The sequence below is a fragment of the Ruminococcus sp. RTP21484sp1_RTP21277st1_D2_RTP21277_210401 genome, from assembly GCF_040924225.1.
GTDB lineage: Bacteria > Bacillota > Clostridia > Lachnospirales > Lachnospiraceae > Blautia_A > Blautia_A faecis.
In genome coordinates, this window is sequence record NZ_JBCOMJ010000020.1 from 20827 (window position 1) to 45315 (window position 24489).

General features: G+C 41.4%; 20 protein-coding genes, 1 tRNA gene and 1 pseudogene. 19 read left to right on the forward strand and 3 right to left on the reverse strand.

Features of this window, described 5'->3' with window-relative positions; translation table 11 throughout:
- Window positions 1-122 precede the first annotated feature (122 nt).
- The 6 genes and pseudogenes from AB5706_RS13825 to AB5706_RS13850 form a co-directional block, all read left to right on the forward strand.
- Window positions 123-1079, forward strand: a complete 957-nt coding sequence (locus AB5706_RS13825) for a ketopantoate reductase family protein (RefSeq protein ID WP_227199174.1) — start codon at window positions 123-125, stop codon at window positions 1077-1079.
- 153 nt (window positions 1080-1232) lie between these two features.
- Window positions 1233-2147: a helix-turn-helix domain-containing protein gene (locus AB5706_RS13830; RefSeq protein ID WP_368366136.1), complete on the forward strand. Its 915-nt coding sequence runs from the start codon at window positions 1233-1235 to the stop codon at window positions 2145-2147.
- A gap of 88 nt (window positions 2148-2235) precedes the next feature.
- Complete coding sequence (locus tag AB5706_RS13835) at window positions 2236-2838, forward strand: HDOD domain-containing protein (RefSeq protein WP_368357402.1); 603 nt, start codon at window positions 2236-2238, stop codon at window positions 2836-2838.
- Window positions 2839-2849: 11 nt separating this feature from the next.
- On the forward strand, window positions 2850-3464 hold the full coding sequence (locus AB5706_RS13840) for a sugar O-acetyltransferase (protein ID WP_368366137.1): 615 nt from the start codon (window positions 2850-2852) through the stop codon (window positions 3462-3464).
- A gap of 551 nt (window positions 3465-4015) precedes the next feature.
- Window positions 4016-4351, forward strand: a complete 336-nt coding sequence (locus AB5706_RS13845; RefSeq protein WP_148463452.1) for a nucleotidyltransferase domain-containing protein — start codon at window positions 4016-4018, stop codon at window positions 4349-4351.
- Window positions 4352-4379: 28 nt separating this feature from the next.
- Window positions 4380-4589, forward strand: a pseudogene (locus AB5706_RS13850) (HEPN domain-containing protein); the annotation flags it as partial.
- Between the two features lie 37 nt (window positions 4590-4626).
- On the opposite strand, the gene AB5706_RS13855 reads toward AB5706_RS13850, so the two are convergent.
- Window positions 4627-4881, reverse strand: a complete 255-nt coding sequence (locus AB5706_RS13855; RefSeq protein ID WP_226822672.1) for a hypothetical protein — start codon at window positions 4879-4881, stop codon at window positions 4627-4629.
- A 54-nt stretch (window positions 4882-4935) separates the two neighbouring features.
- Here AB5706_RS13855 and AB5706_RS13860 point away from each other — a divergent pair, with 54 nt between their 5' ends.
- From AB5706_RS13860 to AB5706_RS13890, 7 genes are all read left to right on the forward strand, one after another.
- On the forward strand, window positions 4936-5025 hold the full coding sequence (locus tag AB5706_RS13860; protein WP_368072576.1) for a DUF6783 domain-containing protein: 90 nt from the start codon (window positions 4936-4938) through the stop codon (window positions 5023-5025).
- A 69-nt stretch (window positions 5026-5094) separates the two neighbouring features.
- Entirely contained in the window at window positions 5095-6966 is a 1872-nt protein-coding gene (locus tag AB5706_RS13865) for a sensor histidine kinase (RefSeq protein WP_195589066.1), read from the forward strand.
- Window positions 6944-8566, forward strand: coding sequence for a response regulator transcription factor (locus AB5706_RS13870; protein ID WP_148463455.1), 1623 nt, complete (start codon window positions 6944-6946; stop codon window positions 8564-8566). Before AB5706_RS13865 ends, AB5706_RS13870 begins: the two co-directional genes overlap by 23 nt.
- A 145-nt stretch (window positions 8567-8711) precedes the next feature.
- Window positions 8712-9992, forward strand: a complete 1281-nt coding sequence (locus AB5706_RS13875) for an extracellular solute-binding protein (RefSeq protein ID WP_148463456.1) — start codon at window positions 8712-8714, stop codon at window positions 9990-9992.
- Window positions 9993-10058: 66 nt separating this feature from the next.
- Window positions 10059-10925, forward strand: a complete 867-nt coding sequence (locus AB5706_RS13880) for a carbohydrate ABC transporter permease (protein ID WP_148463457.1) — start codon at window positions 10059-10061, stop codon at window positions 10923-10925.
- A 13-nt stretch (window positions 10926-10938) separates the two neighbouring features.
- Window positions 10939-11781: a carbohydrate ABC transporter permease gene (locus tag AB5706_RS13885; protein WP_148463458.1), complete on the forward strand. Its 843-nt coding sequence runs from the start codon at window positions 10939-10941 to the stop codon at window positions 11779-11781.
- A 14-nt stretch (window positions 11782-11795) separates the two neighbouring features.
- Window positions 11796-13982, forward strand: coding sequence for a glycosyl hydrolase 2 galactose-binding domain-containing protein (locus AB5706_RS13890; protein ID WP_368366138.1), 2187 nt, complete (start codon window positions 11796-11798; stop codon window positions 13980-13982).
- 157 nt (window positions 13983-14139) lie between these two features.
- Here the strand turns inward: AB5706_RS13890 and AB5706_RS13895 are convergent, their stop codons facing one another.
- Window positions 14140-14634, reverse strand: coding sequence for a transposase (locus tag AB5706_RS13895; protein WP_226837848.1), 495 nt, complete (start codon window positions 14632-14634; stop codon window positions 14140-14142).
- 200 nt (window positions 14635-14834) lie between these two features.
- Between AB5706_RS13895 and AB5706_RS13900 the strand changes: the two genes are divergently transcribed.
- The 3 genes from AB5706_RS13900 (at window position 14835) to AB5706_RS13910 (ending at window position 15915) form a co-directional block, all read left to right on the forward strand.
- Complete coding sequence (locus AB5706_RS13900; RefSeq protein ID WP_173772743.1) at window positions 14835-15122, forward strand: hypothetical protein; 288 nt, start codon at window positions 14835-14837, stop codon at window positions 15120-15122.
- Between the two features lie 194 nt (window positions 15123-15316).
- The gene (locus AB5706_RS13905) at window positions 15317-15595 is read left to right on the forward strand and encodes a type II toxin-antitoxin system Phd/YefM family antitoxin (protein ID WP_173719200.1); all 279 of its coding nucleotides are present in this window, start codon (window positions 15317-15319) and stop codon (window positions 15593-15595) included.
- A gap of 2 nt (window positions 15596-15597) precedes the next feature.
- A complete protein-coding gene (locus AB5706_RS13910; protein WP_173716955.1) occupies window positions 15598-15915 on the forward strand; it encodes a type II toxin-antitoxin system RelE/ParE family toxin in 318 nt (105 codons plus the stop codon).
- A gap of 471 nt (window positions 15916-16386) precedes the next feature.
- On the opposite strand, the gene AB5706_RS13915 is transcribed toward AB5706_RS13910, so the two are convergent.
- Window positions 16387-16458: transfer RNA gene (locus tag AB5706_RS13915), tRNA-Gln, on the reverse strand.
- A gap of 326 nt (window positions 16459-16784) precedes the next feature.
- On the opposite strand from AB5706_RS13915, the gene AB5706_RS13920 reads away from it, so the two are divergent.
- From AB5706_RS13920 to AB5706_RS13930, 3 genes are all read left to right on the forward strand, one after another.
- Window positions 16785-18260 (forward strand): nicotinate phosphoribosyltransferase, encoded by a 1476-nt coding sequence (locus tag AB5706_RS13920; protein WP_148463463.1) that lies wholly within the window; start codon window positions 16785-16787, stop codon window positions 18258-18260.
- 167 nt (window positions 18261-18427) lie between these two features.
- On the forward strand, window positions 18428-23485 hold the full coding sequence (locus AB5706_RS13925) for a leucine-rich repeat protein (RefSeq protein WP_368366139.1): 5058 nt from the start codon (window positions 18428-18430) through the stop codon (window positions 23483-23485).
- A 29-nt stretch (window positions 23486-23514) separates the two neighbouring features.
- Window positions 23515-24126: a type II secretion system protein gene (locus tag AB5706_RS13930; RefSeq protein ID WP_173716958.1), complete on the forward strand. Its 612-nt coding sequence runs from the start codon at window positions 23515-23517 to the stop codon at window positions 24124-24126.
- Window positions 24127-24489 lie beyond the last annotated feature (363 nt).

Sequence of the window (24489 nt, forward strand, 5' to 3'; positions counted from 1 at the left end):
AAAGCAAGAATTTTTGCATGGAGTTTTTATCAGATAATGATAAAATAGTAATATCTGTATAGGTAATTGCGAACTTGTTTCGCAATTACCTATAGGAAAAATATACATGGGAGATTAAGACAATGAAGATAAAAACAGTTGCAGTTCTTGGCGCAGGTGCGGTTGGGTCTTATGTGATATGGGGGCTTTCCAGGCGGAAGGATATCCGGCTGGGAGTTCTTGCAGAAGGTAAGCGTGCGGAGAAATTGAAAAAAGGCTGCACGATCAATGGTGAGGTTTATCATCCGGAAGTATGGACACCCCAGGAAGCAAAAGGGGTAGACCTGCTGATCGTATCTTTGAAATATGGAGCGCTGCCAGGTGCAATGGACAGCATCCGCCAGGTTACAGGAGAGAATACCACGGTTATGAGTCTTATGAACGGCGTGGACAGTGAGAAATTGATTTCCGATGAAATTGGAGCTTCCCATGTGATCTATTCGGTAATAAAAGTTGCTTCCCATAAAGAGGAAAATGGATATTGTTTTAACCCGGAAACCACCATTGGTATTATTTTCGGAGAGCCTTGCGCACCCTATGACAGTGAACGTGTGCAGGCCATTGAGGCTCTTTTTGCAGATACCGGACTGCATTATCGCTCTACAGAATATATCAGGGAAGAAATATGGAGCAAATTTCGGCTGAATGTATGCAATAATCTGCCCCAGGCAATTCTAGGGGCAGGAGTTGGCTGTTACCAGGACAGCGTTCATATGAAAGCAATCAGCGACGGACTTAGAAGAGAACTGGAAGCCATTGCCGCTGCAAAAGGAATCGCTATAAGTAAGGCAGCAGCATCCTCCGGCCATGGAAGTGCCGTTCCTCCATCAGCCAGATATTCCACACTGCAGGATCTGGATGCGGGACGCCATACGGAGATTGATATGTTCTCAGGCGCGTTGGTCCGCATGGGGCGGGAACTTGGGATTCCTACGCCGTATAATGAATATACCTACCATATGATAAAAGCTTTGGAAGAGAAAAATGATGGGAAGTTTGACTATAGCAAAGAGGATGGAGAAGTAACCTGTTCCAGGTAAAGAATTACAGCTATTGAGAGGCGTAAAAATGAACGATAAATGGCTTGATTTTGCAATCCGTATTCAAAGCATCGGCTGCACTCTCTTGTACCCACACCAGTATATTTAATCCATAAAATAGATACAAAATCCCGGATGTGTAGGTGAACAGACATGAAAAATATCCATAGCATTGAATTTTATACTGGAAGCAAGGAAGAATTGCTTCCCGGTTTTGAAAAAGATTTTCCCTATATCGCTTCGAGGGCAGAACTCGACAAGTATATAGGGGGTTATGTACCGTGGCACTGGCACAGGACAGTGGAACTTTTTTATATGGAAAGTGGCAGCATTGAATATGATACGCCAAGAGGAAAAATATTGTTTCCGACTGGAAGCGGTGGCATGATAAATCCCAATGTACTCCATAGGACAAAAGCAATATCGCAGAGAGAAAAGAATATACAGCTACTTCATATTTTCGATGTTTCCCTACTTGCCGGAGAACAGGGAAGCAGGATTGAACAAAAATATATTGCACCTGTCATAACAGCCCCGCAGATCGAGGTAATCCCGCTTTTTCCGGGCAATGCAGAAGAAGAAGAAAGGATTTTGAAACTGCTTGCTGCCTCATTTCGTTTATCCAGTGATGAATTTGGATATGAAATAAAACTGCGGGAAGCCCTAACGGAAATATGGCTCATGCTTTTTGAACTTTCTCGTTCTATGCGTGAAAAGAAAGGGGAACGTAACAAAAGCAACGATAAAATAAAGCTGCTGATGATATACATTCATGAACATTACAGAGAAAAAATATCTATTCCGGAACTTGCTGCGGCAGCATATTTAAGCGAAAGGGAATGCTATAGAGTGTTCCATGACTGTCTGCACATGACACCCGTCGAGTATATAACAACTTACCGTTTACAAGTTGCCTGTCAGATGTTGGCAAAGGGGCAGGAAGCTGTTACTGTTATCAGTCATGAGTGTGGTTTAGGGAGCAGCAGTTATTTTGGAAAGATTTTTCGGGAATACGCACAATGTTCACCTATAGAATATAGAAAGAAATGGCAGAATAGTGATAGATAATGGCGGAAAAGAAATATTTTTCCTATGTCTTTTGCATTATAATGATACCTGTAAAGTAAATCAGCAATTTACAGGAGGTGAGCGCAAAGTGGTAAAACTAAATATTCAGACTGCAGAATTGGCATTAAAGGAAGCATCAGAATCCAATCCGGGAGCATGGGCAGATCATTCCCGGTTTGTAGCCGAAGCCTGTAAAAACATCGCATCACACTGTAAAGATTTATCTTCTGAACAGGCATATATTTTCGGGCTGTTGCATGATATTGGACGCTATGCCGGAGTGAGTTCGGAAAGGCATCTGATAGACGGCTATCGGTACTGTATGGAGCGCGGATGGGAAAAAGCTGCACAGATATGTATATCCCACGCATTTATGATACAGGATATTGCCACATCTATCGGTGAGTTTGATGTCAGTGATCAGGATTACCTGTTTATGAAAGAATTTGTTGCAAATGCGGTATATGATGATTATGACCGTCTTGTACAGTTATGTGACGCATTGGCTATGCCGACGGGGTTCTGTCTTTTGGAAAAGAGATTTGTAGACGTGACAATACGGTACGGTGTTCACACAGCGACAATAGACAGGTGGAAAAAGATTTTAGAGATTAAAGAACAGTTTGAAAATCAGATCGGCTGTTCTATCTATTCTCTGCTTCCGGGTATTGTGGAAAATAGTTTTCGCTAAGGAGGGATATTATGTATTACGAATCCAGTGATTTTTTGGAAACTGCGGACAGTGATACGTTAAAGCAGATTGCCCGCACAAGGGAATTAACACGGGAATATTATTTTTCTGATTATGGAGATATAGAAAAACGCACTTCCATTCTTCGGGAGCTGTTGGGTGGAATAGGAGAAAACGTGGTAATCGACACGCCTTTTCATTGTGACTATGGGAAAAATATATTTTTGGGAAATGATGTGATAATCAATATGAATTGTACCTTTGTGGATAACAAAACTATCCGGATTGGTGACAGGGTATTGATCGCGTCAAATGTGCAGATGTATACATCTTCGCACCCTGTATTGCCACAGGAAAGGCTTGTGCCGGATTGGAGGGAACGCAAGACAACATTTTTCAGAACCTATGCACGTCCGATAGAGATAGAAAACAATGTCTGGATTGGCGGTGGCTGTATTCTTCTTCCCGGAGTCACTATAGGAGAAAACAGCGTGATAGGGGCTGGAAGCGTAGTTACCCGCCCTATCCCTCCTAATTGTGTTGCAGTAGGGAATCCATGCAAGGTGATACGTTATTTTGATACGAACAGGGAAAGGTGGCAGCATGAAGTAATTGGGGAATTATAGAAGATTGATTAGAGCCTGGAAATACCGAAATATAACTGACCGAGCAATTTGATTGAGGAGTGATAGATTTATGAATGCAAATGTTGATTTAACAGGTGTTGTTCTTGAAACAGATAGACTAATCATTAGAGAATGGAATGAAATGGTGATGAGTATATTTCTTTGTACTATGTATTAGATAATCCTTTAAAAATGAATTAGTTCAATTTCAGAAAAAATTTTAAAAGTCCCAGAAAGCCAGTAACTACGCGGCTTCCGGGACTTTCATAATACGAAAAAAGCACCTCATCCGAGGTGCTCCACTTAGCAGGGCTACAAGGATTCGAACCTTGAAATGACGGAGTCAGAGTCCGCTATACTTTTAGGCTGGAATGCCCATAAAATAAGGGCTGGCGGAGGTGTCCAGATAAAATTGACCTATGGATTGACCTGTTTTTATCTGTTTCAGTGTAATTGCATTAAAAGCAAAATAAGTGGAAATATTATAGAAAAATATGCTATACTGAGAAAAAGAGAACACGGGAACCATTTATCAGTAAGGAAGTGATTGTATGCCAGAAAATGTAAGTAGTATTATATATAAATTTTCCCAGGAAGTGAAGCGTATGCTGGGTGAAAAGCTGACAAAAGTTATTGTATATGGTTCATATGCCAGGGGTGATTATCGAGATAATTCTGACGTAGATATTATGATACTGGTAAAATTGTCTGACGAGGAAATCAGAGCTATTAAAAATGATATTTACGATCTGGCTTTTGATGTGGAGATGAGCACAGGAATTGAAATATCTCCGGTTATCAAAAATGAAGAACAGTATGAATATTGGGTAGATACGTTACCTTTTTATCGAAATGTGAGAGATGAGGGGGTAGTAGTCAGTGAGTGAAAAGAAAGTTGATTTGTGTATATATCGCATGAGAAGCGCAATCGAGACGTTGGGGGTATCTGCGTTATGTCTGGAAAGTCAACATTATAAGGATTCAATAAACCGTAGCTATTATGCCGCTTTTTATGCGGTGAAGGCGGTTTTGGCTTTAGAAGAGGTAGATTTTAAGAGACATAAAGATGCTGTTGCATATTTTAATAAGACATATGTTGCAACAGATATTTTTCCAAGAGAAATCGGAAAAAAGCTGGGAAGATTGAAACAAGAGCGTGAAACTAGCGATTATGATGACTTTTATATTTCTCTACAACCGTTGGATATTTTTGTAATATATAACGACGTATGTTATCTCTTTCCTCATCATCCTTTCTTAATGACCCATTTTCTAATTCACAATATCTTTCCAGCATAATCTTCTTTGCTTTATTTATAAAATTATTTATATCATTATCGCTATATTGAATACCATCTGTTTCTTTACACTCTTCGCTTTCATCTTTTTTATCTTCACATTTTTCTTTTGCGCTCATCTAACACTTCATCCATGAAACATCTGCTCCTTTCTGGAATCTGCATTCCTCACTTTGCGGGACAAAGGTTCCACAAGCTGTGACGCACATCTTGCAGAAAGCATTTTCCAAACACACCCTAGTTTGTGGGAAATTATTGATTGAGAAACAGATATAAACTGGTTATAATAAAAATTAAGAAAAGCAGTACAGATCATGAAAATGGAGGAAATTATGACAAAAGTACAAAAATGGTTTGCAAAATTGAGAAACCGGATTTTTTTCTCTTTTGTTGGATGTTTTTTAGGAATTATGTTGCTCATTATGGGGGTGTTTCAGTTTTCTTCACAAAAATATTTTTCGCAGCTTGCAGTAAGCAGTACCAGGCGAGAGCTTGCTTCTATCACAGATAATCTGGAAAGTACACTACAGCACGTCATCAATTTCAGCATATCAGCATCGATCAATGATGGAATTATCCGTATCGCCCGAACGTATCCAACACTGCCGGGATCTGAAGCAGAACAATATGCTGTCCGCAAAAAAATCAATACCATTATTAATGCCATTATTGCCCTGAGCCCTAATATTGCAATGTGGGATATTATGGCGAAAGACGGAAGTTTTTTTCAGGCTGGCGGATATAATCTGTCGGAACTGGATTCGTTTGATAAAGAACAGATAATGAAACAGCATCAAAATGCAAGACAGGCGATGATAACAGGTCCTTATTTTTATTTGCCTGCAAGAGAAACATTAAAGGAAAACGGAAAATATGTTTTTTTGATATCAAAGCCGATTGTTGATTTAAATACAAGAGAAACTTATGGATACCTTATGTTTTTCATCGAAGCATCAACTATAGCCTCGCCATTTGTAAACTACAGGCCAAATAACAGCGAGGTTACGTTTTACATAACGGATCAGGAAAATACTATTTTACTTGCATCGGACCTGAATTACACAGGAAAAACCATACGGGAAGCCTTTCCCTTTTCCAAGAGGGATGTAGAGAATCTGGAAACACAGGACTATTTGACCAAGGAAAATGTTGTCTATTGCTCAACACAAATGTCACTGCCAGACTGGAAGCTCATTCATGTGATTCCAATGGATGAGCTGATGAAAGAACAGCATTTGTTTGCAAGGATCTTTTTTATCTGTAATTTACTGGTGATTCTGTTTTTTGCACTTTTATCCTGGTGGAATGCCAGAGCCATATCTGGGCCAATCCTGGATCTGAGTGAGGTCATGAAGAATGTAGTAAAAGAAGCCTATGCACCGGTAGAAGTGCCTGGAACTTCCGAAGAAATCCAGATTTTATACCGTGGGTATAATACATTTGCCGAACAGACACAACAGCTTTTACAAACCATTTATGAAGAAGAACGTGAAAAAAATGACTATCAGTTTCGGTTGATACAGGAGCAGATTAAACCTCATTTTCTGTACAATACGCTTGAAATGATCAAATCTATGATAGATCTTGGTATTTATGATGAGGCAGGCGAAGCAATTTCTACACTTGCCAGATTCTATCGCAATTCGTTAAGCAAGGGATCCAATATTATAACCATTGCTACAGAAATTGATATGGTAAAACAGTATTTATACATTGAAAAATTACGCCACATGGAGTATTTTGATTACGAAATCGTATGTGAAAAGGAAACGGAACAGTACGTAATTCCAAAATTGACTCTGCAACCGATTCTGGAGAATGCGATTGTTCACGGAACAGCATCAGATGGTCGTATGTGTTTCGTCTCACTGAGCATAAAAAATGCAGCGGATACTGTTGTAATTACCGTAAAGGATGATGGAAACGGAATTGAACCGGAAAAACTCTGTCAGCTGAATAAGAATCTTGACGAAGCCCGTGGAGAGGAAAAGGGTTCTTTCGGATTATTCAGCATCAACAGGCGTGTGCGACTTTTATATGGAACCGAATACGGCATCCGCTTGGAAAGTGAACCAGGGAAAGGGACAATCGTGATATTACGGATTCCGAAACTGGAACATTTAGACGAAACAGCATCGTCTATACTGGAAAGAGACCAAGAAACAGCGGGGAGAAAGCAATATGAAGAAAATCGTTATTATTGATGATGAGTATTTTTTCAGACAGGCGTTAATAAAATATGTCAGGAGCTTTAAGGATGAATTTACTGTGGTAGGTGACGCCGGAAACGGAAAGCTTGGTATCGAGCTGATTGAACAGTATCATCCGGAAATTATTTTGATCGACATCAGTATGCCACAGATGACAGGCTTTGATGTAATTTCATATATACAGAAACAAGCACTTCAGACCCGCTTTATTATCATTTCCGGTTATGACAAGTTTGAGTATGCGCAGAAAGCCATTCAGATGGGAGTACAGGATTTTCTGCTGAAGCCTGTGACAGTCGAGAGTCTGCATAAGAGTCTCAGGCAAACCAGTGAACGAATCGATCAGGAAGTGAAAAAGGATCAAAATCTGGAGGTGCTGGATAAAAAAAAGCGAAACTATCAAAATTATATGAGACATTTTGCAGCATCACAGTTTGTAAGAAAAGATAAGGATCAGGAGGGAATGCAGAAGCTTGCTTCTGAGGTGGGCTATCGACTGGATGCCAAGCGCCATGTCGCCATACTTTACCGGGTTAATCATTTACCGGGCAACTGGAAAAAAACAGATTATGAGCTTTACTACTTTACGGTAGAAAATGTGTTTTGTGAACTACTTGGAGAAAAAAACTGCTGCATCAGTTACATTAATTTCCAGAAATCGCTCTGCCTTCTTGTAGGAATATGTGAATCACCTTATGATGCAGAGTGGATTCGGTCGCTGCTGAAAAAAACGATTGAGGTATGTGACCCGGAGGGCGATCTTGGAACCACTGCTGTAATTGGAGGATTTTATACAGAAGCCAATCAGCTTTATGACTCCTATATTGAAGCGTTTGCGTTGGAACGAAAACGGTGTTTTTATGAATATTCCGGCGTTTTTTACGTAGAGGATGCCACTGAAGAGCAGCAGGAAAACGGCTATCTGCTGCAAAATGATGATTTTATCCAACGGCTGGTTGCTGCTATGCGACAAAATCAGAGGAGCCTAGTAAAAGAAATGCTGCGGACATTTGCAGACTCTCTTGCATTGCTCCAGCCATCTCGGGAACAGTTTTTGCTGCAGATCAACCAGGTGTCGTCTGCGTTGCTGGATTTCGCTATGGAATACGGAGTGACAGAAACGGTTGAAAAAAACAGCAAGCTTTTTTCCAGTGATTATATAGAAATCAGTTCTGTCTCAGAAATTCAGACGGAACTCATTCGCTATGGAGAACAGATTTTACAGCAGGTACATCTTTCAAAGAATAGCAGCAATTCTGCCATTGTGAGAAGAACAAAGGAATACATCAAGGCACATTATCAGGATGATGAATTGTGCCTTGAGCAGATTGCGGATGCACTGGATGTCAATCTTCAGTATATGTGCTTTCTTTTTAAGAAACAGACAGATACAACGATTGGAGCATATATTTTACAGACACGAATGGAAATGGCCGGCAGGCTTTTCCAAAGAACGAATTACAATGTGACAGAAGTAGCTCAAAGAGTCGGATTTTTCGATGTCAGTTACTTCAGTAAGTGCTTCAAAAAATATTTCGGTGTATCACCGAAACAGTATCAGAATGTGAGCAGCAACTATCTAAAGACAACTTAAGATTTTACCAATAATACGAATTTTCTCCATTCCGGAGAGATTCGTATTTTATTATAATTAAGACAACAAAGAGTTCCAGAAAAAAATTAAACCGGTTTGAAGTATATTCAGGAACAAAAAATTAAATTAAAAGGGAGAAATCGTAATGAAAAAAAGAATACTTATCGCAGCATTAACAGCTGCCATGGCATCTTCTATATTTGGAGTAACAGTAAATGCAGCAGAACGTGAACTGAATATTAACTGGCTGTCATCCAGAAGTGCATCTGAATCAGCAATTTTGGCAATACAGGATATTGCCAAGCAGTACCAGGAAGAGAATCCTGATCTGGACTTTAATTTTGAAATTGAGAATATTTCAGATCGTACTGCATATCTGCAGAAACTGAAAATTCTGGCAGCAAGCGATGAATTGCCTGAGTGGTTTGACTCCGATCCGGATACCTGGTTCGCAGATATTGTTGCAGACGGAAAAGCCTATTCCTTTGAAGATTTGTACAAAGAGCTTGGAATGTATGACCAGATTTTCCCAATCTCGAAGGAATACGCAAGACTTTCAGATGGCAGTCTGAATCTGATGACGCTGCAGTGCAACACCGAATATTTCTTCTACAACAAAGATCTGTTTGAGCAGGCTGGAATTACGGAAACTCCCAAAACATTTGATGAGTTACTTGCAGATTGCAAGCTGTTACAGGATCAGGAAATTATTCCGATTGCAATGGGTGGTGACTGGCCAATCCTCCGCTACTTTGCACAGGTTCCATTCCGACTGACAGGAAATGAATATATTGAAAATGCAGTATCCGGAGAAGGATCTTTTGGTGAAGAAGCAGGACTGAAAGGAGCACAGTTTATTCAGGATATTGCACAGTACTTCCAGGAAGGCTGGAGCAGTGCAGATTACGATACAATGATTGATCTCTTTGCTTCCGGACAGGCAGCAATTATGTATAATGGTACATGGGCACTTGATCAGGCAGATATGATTGGTGAGGACGAAAACATTAAAGATAATATTGGATACTTCACTATGCCAACATATTCAGATGCAGATGTGACAACAGCAACCGACTTCTTTGCAAACTCCGGTATTGGAACTGCGATTCGCACCGATGCTGTGGATGACGAGATGAAAGCGTGGATGAAATACCTTCTTGAACATTATGCAGATGCAAGTCTTTCTTACAATCAGCTTCCATCCGTAATGCCAGATGAAGAAACAATGCAGAGTCTTCCAAAGGTATATCAGCAGATCATTGAGGATGTGTCCAATGTGAAGGAGTATGCAAAATGCTGGGATGTAGTTATTGATTCTGCACTTGTAGAGCCGCTGGAAAAAGAGACCGTCATCCTTGCACTTGGTCAGGAAACTCCTGAAGAGTGGGCTGCAAATATGGATGAATATGTAAAAAATCAGAAATAAGACAGAGAAACAGCATTCGGGGCTTTTGAAAATCAAAAGCCCTGGATATCAGAAAGGAAGACAAATATGAAGCCAAAAAGAAAAATAGAACCATGGCTTTTTTTATTGCCCGCACTTGTGGTTTATGTGTCGATTGTTCTTTTCCCAATGCTTCAAACTATTGGCTACAGCTTTATGGACTGGAATGGAATCGGAGAAAAAACATTTGCAGGCTTGAAAAATTACAGCCGAATGCTGTCAGATAAAAATTTGCGAACTGCTTTTTTGAATAATATGTTTTTCCTGTTGCTCGGCACAGTCTTTCAGATGTTTATGGGACTTTTAATGGCTACCCTTCTTTCCGGAATTAAAAAGGGGTCCAATCTATTCCGGGTATTGTACTTCATTCCCTGTATTATTTCATCTATGGCGGTCTGCAAGATCTTTGAAAAACTGCTGTCAGTTCAGCCACTCGGTGTAATACCGGCACTGATGAAGCTGATGCATCTCAAACCAATAGCTTTTTTATCTGATTTTAAATATGCACTAACATGGGTGACTCTGATTGATGGATACAAATTCTGTGGATTATATATGGTTATTTTTTATGCCGCACTGATGAATGTTTCCAAAGACACCATAGAGGCTGCGTATATTGATGGATGCAACTGGATACAGGCATATTTCTTTGTCAAACTTCCGGCAATTAAAAATATGTTTTTTGTGGTTCTGGTCATTCTTGTAAACGGCTGTCTGAAGGGATTTGATGTATCTTACATCCTGACCGGAGGTGGTCCTGGTAATGCAACAGAACTTGTGGCAACCTATATGTATAAAACGGCATTCAGTATGTCAAACTTCGGCTATGGAAGTACGCTTGCGGTATTTATTTTGATTGAATCATTAATAGCCGTAGGAATCGTTAAACTGATTCAGAAAAAATTCAGTGATTGATGGGGGGGATTAGATGGAAACGTTACAGGCAGGTAAGAAAACAAAAATAATATTTCTAATCTTCATTATCTTTTTTGTAGTGCTGCAAAGTTACCCGGTATTTTGGGTTCTTATAGCGAGCTTAAAAACACCAGAGGAAATTGCCGGTTCTGCGCCATATGCGCTTCCTGGTAGCTTTTATCTTGGAAATTATATCAAAGCGTTTACGCAGTCCAGTCTCGTGCGCTATTTTCTTAACAGTGTGGTTGTAGCTATATGTACACTGTTTGGTATCGTAGTACTAAGTGCACCGGCGGCCTATGCGATCAGCAAAATTCGCTTCAAACAGAGCGAAAAGGTATTAACCTTTTTTTTACTTGGCATGATGATTCCCACATTTTCATGTCTGATCCCAATGTTCCAGACTTATAATACGTTGGGATTGCGTAATACCTATGCTGCCGTTATTCTGCCACAGATAGGCTTCAGTCTGCCAATGTGTATTTTCCTGTATGTTGGATTCATGAAATACATACCGAATGAACTGCTGGAGGCGGGAGCAATTGACGGAGCAGGTAATTTTAGGATTTTCAGGCAGATAGTATTTCCAATGGCAAAAAATTCCACTGTCACAGTGGTTATCTATAACTTTGTGTCAATCTGGAATGAGTTTACTTATGCAAATACGTTTATGACAAAAGACGAGATGAAAACTCTTCCAATCGGACTAAACGCTTTTGTTGGTGAAATGGGACGCAGAGACTGGGGTGCTACCTTTTCAGCAATCGTAATTGCAATTCTTCCGACAATTATAGTATATTTCTTTTTAAATAAACAGGTAATGGAGGGCATGGCAGCAGGTGCTGTCAAGAGCTGAATACAGGAGGATATATGAAACTGGATTTATCAAAGAACTGGAATATTTTACAGGATGTACATGATACGTGTGAGCAGCTTGGCCTGCCAGAACGTGAGGATTTTATGACACTGCAGGGGCCACAAATTTCAGAATGGGAGCCACTGCCAGAATTAAAGCACCTACAGCTCCTTTTTTCGGAGCATCCGTACTGGGGAAGAGAACTGCGATATTTTAATGATGCCCCATGGTGGTATAAAAAAGAGTTTGAACTGGCACTTGGAGCAGAAGAACATATAGAACTTTGTTTTACAAATGTGGATTATTACTGCAAAGTTTGGCTGAATGGTGTATACCTTGGTAGTCATGAAGGATATTCAGCTCCATTTTCTTTTTCACTAGACGAGGCAGTACAGAGAAACGGAAAGAACCGACTGATCGTAAAAGTCTGGTCACCATGGGATGACGAGGTTGCAGCAAACCGACAGGAACGGCGTACCTTTTTAATCTACCGAAATATGGTAAAAGGTACTTATGAGCATTCTGACACGTTCATTCAAAGAGATGTAAATCCGGTCGGCATTTATGGAAGCGTCAGCCTGAAAATACAAAAGGGAGCTGGCTTTGCAGAAAACCCGGAATTTTCTTATCAGCTGGATGATACGCTGGAGAATGCCAGTCTGCATTTGAAAGTTAAGATAAAGAATCTGGAAACTGCGTCTTTGAAGTGGAGTATTACAGACTGCTTTACCGGAGCAGTAGTCTTTTTAAAGAATGAGGATCTGGTCGGCACACAGTCATGCAATGACCCTGAACCGACCGTTGCCAGCCTGGATGGAATACTCTCTCATGTCCGTCTCTGGAATACATGGGATAAAGGAACGCCTTTTGTCTACCGGGTAAAAGTTGCTCTCTGTGCAAAAGATGGCTCAGTAATGGAATCTTACGAGGAGACAACTGGTTTCCGGAAAATTGAGATGCATCGCACACCGGAAATGACAAAATTTATTTTAAATGGAAAAGATTTCTACATGAGAGGAACAGCCTATTTTCCAGATGCATATGTTTCTGCAATGAACGAAGAACGTTATCGCAGAGACTTGCTGCAAATAAAAAACAGCGGCTTTAATATGCTTCGTGTACACGTACACGTAGACCTTCCAGTTTTCTATGAGCTATGTGATGAACTTGGCCTTGGAATTATGCATGATTCTGAATATAACTGGATGCATCCGGTGGACGAAGCATTTGCAGACCGTTTTATCCATATTTATCTGGAAACCGTCGATATGCTAAAAAAACATCCTTCTCTGTTTTGCTGGATCTGTATGAATGAGCCGGGTAATCTTACATTAAATCCTACTCCGGATATGGATCGGGCTGACTGTGATGCGATGAAGGTAAGCCCAGGTCCGAAGCTATTTGCAGCAGTATGCGAGCATGATCCAAGTCGTCCGGTCATTAAAGGTTCTTTCTGCGTAAATGATCCAGACAGCGGAGACAGCCATAACTATACCGGTTCATTGGATGGTGCAGATGGACATTACAGTGATATCTATGGAACGACAGAAAAAATGAATACAGAGTTTGGTTTTGATGCACCGCCATGTATCGATGACTTGAAAAAAATGCCACCTGTATACCGCCGTTTGCAGCCGATACTGGAAAATTTGGATTCAATCGGACAGTATCAATATTATTTACTGAAATATTTTATTGAACATTACCGTATGCAGAAGTATAAACCAAACGCAGGCTATGTACAGTTCTTATTTAATGATATGTGTCCGCAAACATTTTACGGAATTTATGATTACTGGGGGCTTCCGAAAAAGGGTCTGCAGGCTGTGCTGGAAAGCAATATGCCAATTGGAATATTTTTAAAATTTAAAGACAAGCTGGATGCAATTTATGCAGTAAACGATTACAGTTATCCGCTTGGAACCTGCCAGGTAGGCTACAGCATTACTGACGAAACAGGCAAAGTAGTAGCTGAGGATGTGAAAAGCATTGTCATAGCAGAGGATTCTCTCACAAAGCTCTGGGATTTTGACGGAACGATTCACAGTGGAAACGTCTATAATGTTGCACTGTGGATAGAGCAGGATGGAAAGCTTCTGGCCAGAAACGAATACCATGATGTATTTTATATGCCAGAGCATACACCTGGCCATCCGGTTCATATGAGCCATGAAACTGGATGCAGAATTTACTGGGCGTAATGATGGAACGTAACGTGGTATAGGGAAAAAGGGGATGTGAAAAAACTCGATTGAGTTTTTTCGCATCTCCCTTTTTGTACCTGTTGTGTATAAATGATTGAAATCATGCGCAAAGAAAGCGCACTTCCCCTACCCCATAGAAATTCTTTTTTTGAATCTATGCGGCAGTTCTGTTTCTCATCTTTTTTTTCTGATATTTATATAGATTGTGGCCTATCGCCACAAGTAAAACTTCCAGTTTGACTGAATGAATACCTCTTCGGACAATTCTCTTGTACCAACGGTCGTTTTTCATAATTCCGAAAGTGCCTTCTGCTTGTATCGAACGGTTCATTCGTAATAATGCACCGTGGATACTTTCTAGGTTTTCGATTACTTCCTGATGCATGGAAGTTAATTCCTGATTGATCCGAACGGTTCGATTCTTATCTGTCTTCTTACATTTCTCTGCATATGGACATCCACTACAGTCTTCGCATTCATACAATTCTTCCTTACGTCCGTATTGATTTCCCCTCACATTTTTTCTGTATAAAAAATGGAATGCTTTATCGTTAGGACATCTCATGACACCTTGCTCATCAATTCTGAAGTTAACTGCACGAAATGGATCTTCATGATATTTCTCATCTTTAGTTTCCTTTTTAAACATTGGAAATTTCATGTACTTTTCAATTCCGTTCTGTTCACAGAAAATATAATTATTGTATGAGCCATATCCAGCATCTGCCACAGGATATTTGGGATAGAATCCATAAGTTTGTTTGAAGTGCTCCATCAAAGGAACGAAACAATCCATTTGAAACAAGGGAAGCTGCGGAATGGTACAAAGATAATAAAGAGACTGCGGATTTGCAAAGAGATTTGGATGAACAAGGAATAGGTGATCTAATAGAAGATGACACAGAAGAGGCAAATTTTCAGGCTGTGTATAATGGGGAGTATTACGAAATAGAATGTATTGATATTTCTGGATTGGAAGAAGATGCAGAAGTGCATCTTAAAAATGGAGATGAAATTGAAGTTAAAGAGATAATAGATATATTGGAAAAGAGGAAAAATAGTAAGGCAGACAAAGAGTTCGAGGAGGAACTAGACAATTGCTTGTTAAGGAATGTGAAAGGCTATACGATTAGTTAAGTTAATTACAGATCAAGAGAAGTTATGTTCAATTACTACTGGGGATGTCGAAATGAGGTATTAATCGACATCCCCTTTTGGGGTGCTAGAACAAATGAAGAATTCTAAAATTTATGAATGGAATTGACTAAGAAGTTGAAAGTATAGACATTAAATGATATAATTTTCATATATAACAACAGGAGGTGCGTATTATGTTTGCTATGCAGGAAACTATCAGACCATCGGCGGATTTAAGAAATCATTATAATGAAATCTCAAAGCAGTGCCGTGAGGGAAAAGAAGCTGTTATCATAACTGTAAATGGAAGAGGTGATACGGTGTCTTTGTCCTATGAAGAGTATAAGAATATGAAATCAAGAATCGAATTGCTTGAAGTCCTTGCTGAAGCTGAAGACGATGTAAAGAATGGTCGTGTTGCGCCGATCAGTGAAACCTTTGATGATTTACGTGCTATGCTGCAGGAGGGCTGAGTTTGAAATACAATGTTGTTCGTACTGATACCGCAGATGCTGGTCTGCGAAAGATTGTATTATATATTGCACAAAATTTCGGCAATGATGTGGCATTGAAAAAGTTAGACGAAATAGAAGATCGTATACGACAGCTGGGAGAAAATCCAGATCTTGGAATTGATCCAAGATACCTGGTATTAAAGCGTCAGGGCTATAAGGTATTGATTCTTGAAAAAGACCTTGTATTTTATAAAGTTAATGAAGCCCGAAAGGAAGTTATTATATATGCTGTCGTAGACCAGAGACAGGATTATTTGAACATTATCCGAGGGCTGTGAGGCAAACGCCGAAATATAACTGACCAAGTAAGTCAATTAAGGTTCGCCTTCGGACAGAAGAATAAGCGGTGGGAGTACTAAAATGGATTTGTGCACTTGAAGCGTGGAAACTGTCTTGATTATGAGGCGAAAATATCACAAAAGTAAACATAATTTTTTGTGCAAAAGGTAGAAAAAGTAGAATTTTGTCGATTTTTAGCCGATTTTCTTCATTTTTCCTGTTTTCAGCACCTTTTGGCAGCAACGTCATTTTAAATTGACCTATAATCGATCCCAAATTGACCTATCACATCTGAAAACCACCGAAAATGTAGTAAAAATCAGTAAGCCAAATAAGGAAAAAATCGCCTTTCAGAGCCACGAAAAAGCGTTTCAGAAAAAATTTTAAAAGTCCCGCAAAGCCAGTAAATACGCGGCTTCCGGAAATTTCATAATACGAAAAAAGCACCTCATCCGAGGTGCTCCACTTAGCAGGGCTACAAGGATTCGAACCTTGAAATGACGGAGTCAGAGTCCGTTGCCTTACCATTTGGCGATAGCCCTATGCGCTTTAGCAAGTTGTTTTCTCGCTTGCGACATGTTGTATTATATATCAACACCCATATAAAAGTCAACCCCCTTTTTTCAAATTTTTTAAAAAAATTTATTCAATTCGTGCAAAGCCTTGATTTTACTGGAAAAAATTAAGATTTCAAGTGCCTTTTCCCTGTGCATTTCGGGATGAATGTGTTATAATCAAGCAAAATATACGGAATCGCATAGGTGGCTGCCGTATAAAATTTTTATAATTAAACAGCCTGTCTGGAGCCTGTTTAAAATTATTCAGGTAATTGAGTCTCAGACTGGCCTCATTAATAAGGAGAATAAACATGAGAGCAAATAACCTGACTCTGCTCACGGATCTCTATGAACTTACCATGATGCAGGGGTATTTTAAGAACCCAACTGACCAGACTGTCGTATTCGACATGTTTTACCGTGATAACCCATGCGGAGGCGGTTTTGCTATCTGTGCAGGACTGGAGCAGGTAATTGAATATATTGAGAATCTGAGATTTACAGACGCAGACATTGAATATCTTCGCGGTCTTTCTATTTTTGAGGAAGATTTTCTGGAATATCTTCGCTCTTTCCATTTTACCGGAGACATTTATGCCATCCCGGAAGGCACTGTTATTTTCCCAAGAGAGCCAATGGTGAAAGTGGTAGCACCGATTATGGAAGCTCAGCTTGTGGAAACTGCGATTTTGAACATTATGAACCATCAGAGCCTGATCGCTACTAAGGCAGCACGTGTCTGCTATGCGGCGAAAGGTGACGGAATCATGGAGTTCGGTCTTCGCCGTGCCCAGGGACCGGATGCTGGTATTTTTGGAGCCCGTGCGGCTGTGATCGGTGGTTGTGTCGGAACATCCTGTGTGCTTACTGGTCAGATGTTTGACGTGCCAGTGCTTGGAACCCATGCACATTCCTGGATCATGAGCTTCCCGGATGAATACACTGCATTCAAGACATACGCAAGAATGTACCCAGATGCATGTATCCTTCTGGTAGACACTTACGACGTGCTGAAATCTGGTGTTCCCAATGCAATCCGTGTATTTGAGGAAATGCGGGAGGAAGGCATTGAGCTGAAAAAATATGGTATCCGTATCGATAGCGGTGACCTTGCTTATCTTTCCAAGGAAGCATATAAGATGCTGGCTGCAGCCGGATTTGATGACGCTACCATTTCCGCTTCCAGTGACCTTGATGAGTATCTCATCGAGAGCCTGAAAGCACAGGATGCCAAGATTAATTCCTGGGGCGTTGGAACAAGACTTATTACAGCCAATGATAACCCGGCCTTTGGCGGTGTATACAAGCTGGCAGCAGTGAAAAATCCTGAGACAGGTGAATTTGTTCCGAAGATCAAGCTTTCGGAGAATACAGCTAAGGTAACAAACCCTGGAAATAAGACAGTATATCGTATTTACAGCAAGTCCACAGGCAAGATTAAAGCTGATTTGATCTGTCTTGCTGACGAGAAACTGAACCCAGATGAAACTATGGTAGTATTTGACCCGGTTGACACCTGGAAAAAAACTAAGATTCTGGGCGGCACTTACGAGGTGCGTGAGCTTCTGGTTCCGGTTATTAAGGAGGGAAAACGCGTTTATACGTCTCCGTCAGTAATGGAACTTCGCGCAATCTGCCAGAAGGAACAGAGCACTCTCTGGGACGAGTCCAGACGATTCTCCAACCCACAGAAGGTTTATGTGGATCTTTCTCCGAAGCTTTTTGAGGTGAAGAGAGAGCTGATCGAGGAGATGAGCCGTAAGGATCTGGAGTTTGAGGAAGAGTAATTTAATAAGAAAATAAAGTAAGTCTAAATGGGGCAATGTATCAGCGGAAACGATACATTCGCCTCATTTTTTGTTGAAATTAATCAGAAAAGTGCAGAAAAAAACATAGTGTACAAACTGTAAAAATGGTAAACTGTAGGAAAGGAAATTTTTTACAGGAGGAGTGTATGAAAAAAAGAAAATCCATTGGTCTGTGTGTGGGAATCTGTCTTCTGCTTCTGGGAATACTGGACGTTGTAAATGTTTTTGCTGCAGTGACAGAGGGAAAGGCCGGGGAAACACTTACTGGGGAGTATGCAGTGATTATTAATACGGATACATCTGATTCGAGGAGTACAGGCACACTGATCTTTGATGACAGTGGAAGTACTGCGTCAGTTTCAAGTGGAAGTGAGCTTCCCGCAGCTCAAAGCATGGCCGGGCTGAATGCAGGGAGCACCCGCTCAGTCACTGCGCTGAATGAAAAAAGCGCTATTTCGTCCATTACATCAGCAGATGAGACTGACGATGGTATATCCGTCCAGGCAGCGACTACCACTTATGCAATAGGAGAAGAAAAATATATTTACAGAAGCAATGGCAGCGGCAAGACCTATATATGCATTGGGATTGGTGAACATTGTTATATCTGGATGGACAAAAATATGAAAGCGGATTATGATGCCGCTGGAAAAACATCTCTCATAGCATCAGACATGGCGAGTATTTATGACAGACAGCCCTATCAAATCCTGAAAACACTGGCAGGAGGCGATCTTCCCTGGGAAGATGGATCCGGCAAGCTCTCTATTGTGCTGGAAACCTTAAGCGGCGCAAGTGGTCAGTTTCAGTATGATGAGGGAATTACAGCAATCCATATCAACACTCCGGTGGCAGCATCCTATGTCTCCGGTGAAATGACCAGAAGAAACGGTCTGCTGGTTCACGAGGGACAGCACGCAGTATTCTGGTTGAAAACAAAATTCAATGCCTCCGAGAAATATATGTGGATAAACGAAGGTCTTGCAGTAACGGTCATGGATTATCTGTGGGGCGGTACGGACACAAATGGCTGGATGAACGGAATTGCAGGAAGTACCGCTATTCGTAACGGCTCTTCCTTGATGTATAAGAGTTATCGCGATGATATTGCCCAGGACTATGGAATGCCATACCTGTTTGTCAGATACGTAATTGACCGTATGGCAGGAAGCTATGAGCCTATGGCTGTATTGCCGAGATTTTATACAGTAGATGCTTCCTCCCTTACCTGTGAAGCTTATCTGGAGAAGGTAACAGGAATTCCGTTTAAAACACTTCTTTCAGATTTTTATACAGCTGTGGCAGCAGGAGAAGCTTCTGGTATATACAGTTTTCCAGGCGATCGGATAGCGGCAAAAAAGGCATCTGCATTTCCGGTATTTTCCGGAGACAGTGGCTCAAAATATTCCATTCCGGCAGCTTCCGCGATCCTTGTGAAACTGAAGGATGGAAAATTTACAGTCCCATCTGATGGGGAAAGCGGAATTGTTTATCGTGTAATAGGAAGCCGGACTTCATTTGTGAAACCAGCTGGCGGAAATGGTACAAGCAGCAGTCCTTATCAGATTGATTCTCTGGATGATCTGAATTTGATCGAGGAAAATCAGGGCGCATATTATCAGCTGACCTCAGATATCCAGACACAGGGAAGAATTAATTTTACCATCTCTTATTTTGGTGGAACGCTGGACGGAAACGGACATACGATCTATGGATTGAAGAAGCCTCTGATAGCCATGAATCAGGGAAAAATTAGAAATCTGCGTGTAGTTGCAGATTTTAATGATGATATGCAGAACGTGCAGGGCGTCATCACACAGTACAATGAAGGAAATATTGAAGACTGTATGGTGACAGGAATGATTAGCGGATATATGGGCGGAAACGGAGCTGTTGTATATCCGGAATTTGGCGGAATTGCAGGTGAAAATGCACTTGCCGGAAGTATTTTTGGCTGCACATCAAAGCTGAATGTTAATTTGACAATGGCTCCTATGAAAAGCTGGGTAGGTGGAATTGCAGGTCTGAACATTGGTACTATAAGCAAGTGTGTCAGCACCGGTACGATTCGTGTTACCCAGACAAACGGAAACGAATATCCGGTCTATGTGGGCGGAATTGCGGGAGAAATCCAGAAGTTTGGGGGCATGGGCGGTGTGCTCAAAGAATGCCTCCATGCAGGAAAAATCACAGTAACTGCAGCAAACAACCGTGTAGGACAGATGTGTGGAACTGCTGCTGATAATGTACTCAGCTCTTCTTACGGTTTAAGCGGACATGTGCTGAACTGTTATGGAAAGAGTGGAGAGGGGAATCTTGTCGGCGGAACTGATGCTTCCATTGGAACAGGTGGACTTCTCACAGAGGCACAGATGAAAGATTCCAAATCTTACGTGGGCTGGGAGTTTGGAACTGACTGGAAGATTTCAGAGGATGGTTTGCCAGAGCGGGTGAAGAATCCGGAGATTACTTCATTGGAGGTAAAAAACAACTGGACTTCCTGTTACGTGGGAGAAAAACCGTGGTATTGGGGCAGGCTTTTGATAAATGGTACAACTTATTCTGAGATTACAGCCGATATGATAAGCGGCTTTGACAGTTCTGCTGAAGGAACTACTCATGTTTATGTAGAATATAAGGGCAAACAGGTTGCTTATTCAATGGAAGTTGTTGCGCCAAAAACCAGTGATATCAGCAGCATTGTAATATCAGGACAGCCGAAGAAATCTTATGTGGAAGGAGATGTATTCAATCCATCCAGAGCCAGTATGTATGCGACGATTGGTGGTCGTGCAGCTTATATTTACAGTGGATTTACCTATGACAAAACAGGTGCACTGAAAACCTCGGATACTCAGGTTACTTTTGATTACTTTGGAGCAAAAATACCGTGGGCGATTACGGTTGCAGCGAATGCACCAGCGGCTTTGACTATGCTTGCAGCTCCTGAGAAACTGAATTATGTAGCTGGAGATAAACTCGATCTGACCGGAGTGAAGCTTCAGATTACATATAGCAATGGAAAAGTATCGCCGGTTATTACAAGGGCTGATCTGAATACTTATGGAATACATTTGGCGCTTGGAAGTGGAAGCGGTTCATCGGCAGTGATTGATAATGGCAGAATAACAGAGTCATCAGATAATGGAAAAGATCTTATTGCTTATGCGACTGATAAGCTGCCAGGAGAATATGGTGCCGTGATCGCTGTGCTTGGAACAATGAGCGTAACAGAACCATTGGCGATTACAGATACTGAGCTGTACGCGGTTACAGGAACTGGAAAAGAGCAGTGGATATATTCAGGCTTTGTTACAGGTGGAAGTGGTAAGTATGAAACTCAGGTTGTTTCTGAGAATTTACCAGCTGGTTTAACTGTTTTTGCGGTTCCTGGCGGAGGCTCTTATGGAAGCAAATACTTTACTTTTTCCGGAACTGTCACTGCACCAGTGGGAATTTATGAGTCACAGTATAAAATTGTGGATACAGGAACAAAGGCAGTTTTGCCAGTCACAATAAAAATTATAGTGACGGCTTCTAATGAGGCAAGATTTTATAGTTTTGTACTTAACAAGGCGTTTAATTCCCAATTAAAAGAGGATGTTGTTGGGGAAATTGATAATGAGAACCGTAAGATTACGCTGCGGTTGCCAAAAGGAACTGATGTTACCAGGCTGGCACCGAATATTGATTATGGTTCTGGTACAGGAACAGCGGTGGCAGATGAGTTTACCAGTGGAAGATCTCATGATTTTACAAATCCGGTACAGTATGTTCTGACAGCGCCAGATGGCGTAACGAAGATAACCTATACGGTTACAGTCGTTTTTTATGATGAAACGCAGGGTGGTTCCGGGGAAACTGAGCATACGCATACCTGGGATGCCGGAGTTATAACGAAAGAGGCTACCACTTCGAGTACAGGAATTAAGACATATACTTGTACTGTGTGCCAGAGCAAACGCGAAGAGGAAATTCCGAAGTTGGTTGTTTTACCGACGAATACGCCAGTACCGACAAATACGCCAGTACCGACAAGCACGCCAGTACCAACGGCAACGCCGACGAATACGCCAGTACCGACAAACACGCCGGTGCCAACGGCAACGCCGACGAATACGCCAGTACCGACGAACACGCCGGTACCAACGGCAACGCCGACGAACACACCGGTACCGACGAACACGCCGGTACCAACGGCAACGCCGACGAACACGCCAGTACCAACGGTAACGCCGACAAATACGCCAGTGCCAACGGCAACGCCGACAAACACACCGGTGCCAACGGCAACGCCGACGAATACGCCAGTACCGACAAGCACGCCAGTACCAACGGCAACGCCGACGAATACGCCAGTACCGACAAACACGCCGGTACCAACGGCAACGCCGACAAATACGCCAGTGCCAACGGCAACGCCGACGAACACGCCAGTACCGACAAACATGCCGGTGCCAACGGCAACGCCGACGAACACGCCAGTACCAACGGCAACGCCGATGAACACGCCAGTACCGACAAACACACCGGTACCAACGGCAACGCCGACGAATACGCCAATACCAACGGCAACGCCGACAAACACGCCGGTACCAACGGCAACGCCGACGAACACGCCAGTACCAACGGCAACGCCGACGAATACGCCGGTGCCAACAGCAACGCCGACAAACACACCTGCGCCGACTGGATATAAAGTGGGCACAACAGTGAAACATCCAGCGACAAACGGATATTATAAAGTTACCGCCACAGACACGGTAGAATATATAAAACCGATAAAGAAAAAAGTAAGCACTGTCACAATTCCAGACAGCGTAAATCTAAAGGGCGCGAATTACAAAGTAACCTCAATAGCCTCCAAAGCATTCAAGAGCAATAAATACCTGAAAAAGGCTATTATAGGAAACAATGTAATCCAGATTAAGAGCTATGCCTTTTATAAGTGCACGAAACTCTCTTACGTACAAATCGGCGGCTCAGTAAAAGCTATCGGAAAACAAAGCTTTTATGGTTGCAAGAAGTTAAACGAAATGAGAATCTACACCTCCCGCCTGAAAGCCAAATACGTAGGCTCCAATGCCTTCAAAGGCACTCCATCCAGGATGAAAATCTACGTCCCCAGGAAAAAGGCAAAGAGCTACAAAACGGTTTTTGTAAAACGAGGCATAAGCAAAAAGATTGTAATAAAGAAGATGTAATATTTGTTTGCGTTATGGGGAGGTCTTGTATGAAATACCGAAGCAAAAACGGTTTTACACTAGCGGAACTATTGATTGTAGTTGCAATTATTGCGGTATTGGTTGCTGTTTCAATCCCGATTTTTAATGGACAGCTGGAAAAAGCACGCAGGGCAGTGGATATGCAAAATGCGCGAATTATTAAGTCGGCATTGACGAATGCATATAATGAAGGACGAATGGATATTCCAAAGAAAGCTGTAGGACAAGAAAATTCAGGCTGTGGTGTCTGGGTTGTGATATGTCGTAGCACAAGTGAACTGCCAGACGCATATACTTCAGATATGTTAAATGGAAAAAGTATCTATTGTGGAGCAAATTCCGGAGTTACAGTAAACGGTGTAAAAAGCAATAATTGGAAGTCGTATAATACTGGTGTTGAAGCCGTATTAAAGGAGGCCGGTTTAAATTGTGATACTCTGAAAATTAAAAGCAGAAACGATAAGGAGAAAGGCTGGGATTGGATTGTTATAGAAGTCGGGTTTGCAAAGGAGCAGTTTTACTCACGTATTTATAGTGGCTTTAAAGGGGATAAATCGGGTATGGAAGTTGTAGAAGCTGGATCTTCAAACATCGAAAAAGCAATAGGCGGATCAAATTAATGTAACAAGAGAATATATAAGGGACTGTAATAGATGCGTGCTGCGTATGAAGTGACATTCATCTGTTATAGTCCCTTTTCTCTTGACATTTTTCCACGTAATGTGCAAAATAAACCTATAAAGTTCAAACAATTTCAGGAGAAATTATATCATGAGACAGGAGTTTTTACACTTAAAGGCACCGGAAAACTGGAGTTAGAAGACACTTTCCGGCCAGGATGCCCTACGCAGCAGTAACCCATTCTGCATAAAAACAACCTTCCAAAATGGGGACTGTCTGGATGTCGGAGATTACCAGATTTCCATAAGAAATGGAACGATTTGTACTGACAGAACAAGAGTATTATAAAAATATGAATTAAA

Excerpts from the sequence above, each read along its gene's own strand:
- AB5706_RS13840 (WP_368366137.1), top strand. The coding sequence starts at position 2,850 with ATGTATTACGAATCCAGTGATTTTTTGGAAACTGCGGACAGTGATACG.
- AB5706_RS13825 (WP_227199174.1), top strand. The coding sequence starts at position 123 with ATGAAGATAAAAACAGTTGCAGTTCTTGGCGCAGGTGCGGTTGGGTCT.
- AB5706_RS13865 (WP_195589066.1), top strand. The coding sequence starts at position 5,095 with ATGACAAAAGTACAAAAATGGTTTGCAAAATTGAGAAACCGGATTTTT.
- AB5706_RS13845 (WP_148463452.1), top strand. The coding sequence starts at position 4,016 with ATGCCAGAAAATGTAAGTAGTATTATATATAAATTTTCCCAGGAAGTG.
- AB5706_RS13830 (WP_368366136.1), top strand. The coding sequence starts at position 1,233 with ATGAAAAATATCCATAGCATTGAATTTTATACTGGAAGCAAGGAAGAA.
- AB5706_RS13875 (WP_148463456.1), top strand. The coding sequence starts at position 8,712 with ATGAAAAAAAGAATACTTATCGCAGCATTAACAGCTGCCATGGCATCT.
- AB5706_RS13885 (WP_148463458.1), top strand. The coding sequence starts at position 10,939 with ATGGAAACGTTACAGGCAGGTAAGAAAACAAAAATAATATTTCTAATC.
- AB5706_RS13890 (WP_368366138.1), top strand. The coding sequence starts at position 11,796 with ATGAAACTGGATTTATCAAAGAACTGGAATATTTTACAGGATGTACAT.
- AB5706_RS13870 (WP_148463455.1), top strand. The coding sequence starts at position 6,944 with ATGAAGAAAATCGTTATTATTGATGATGAGTATTTTTTCAGACAGGCG.
- AB5706_RS13895 (WP_226837848.1), bottom strand. The coding sequence starts at position 14,634 with ATGTTTAAAAAGGAAACTAAAGATGAGAAATATCATGAAGATCCATTT.
- AB5706_RS13930 (WP_173716958.1), top strand. The coding sequence starts at position 23,515 with ATGAAATACCGAAGCAAAAACGGTTTTACACTAGCGGAACTATTGATT.
- AB5706_RS13905 (WP_173719200.1), top strand. The coding sequence starts at position 15,317 with ATGTTTGCTATGCAGGAAACTATCAGACCATCGGCGGATTTAAGAAAT.
- AB5706_RS13855 (WP_226822672.1), bottom strand. The coding sequence starts at position 4,881 with ATGAGCGCAAAAGAAAAATGTGAAGATAAAAAAGATGAAAGCGAAGAG.
- AB5706_RS13880 (WP_148463457.1), top strand. The coding sequence starts at position 10,059 with ATGAAGCCAAAAAGAAAAATAGAACCATGGCTTTTTTTATTGCCCGCA.
- AB5706_RS13925 (WP_368366139.1), top strand. The coding sequence starts at position 18,428 with ATGAAAAAAAGAAAATCCATTGGTCTGTGTGTGGGAATCTGTCTTCTG.
- AB5706_RS13920 (WP_148463463.1), top strand. The coding sequence starts at position 16,785 with ATGAGAGCAAATAACCTGACTCTGCTCACGGATCTCTATGAACTTACC.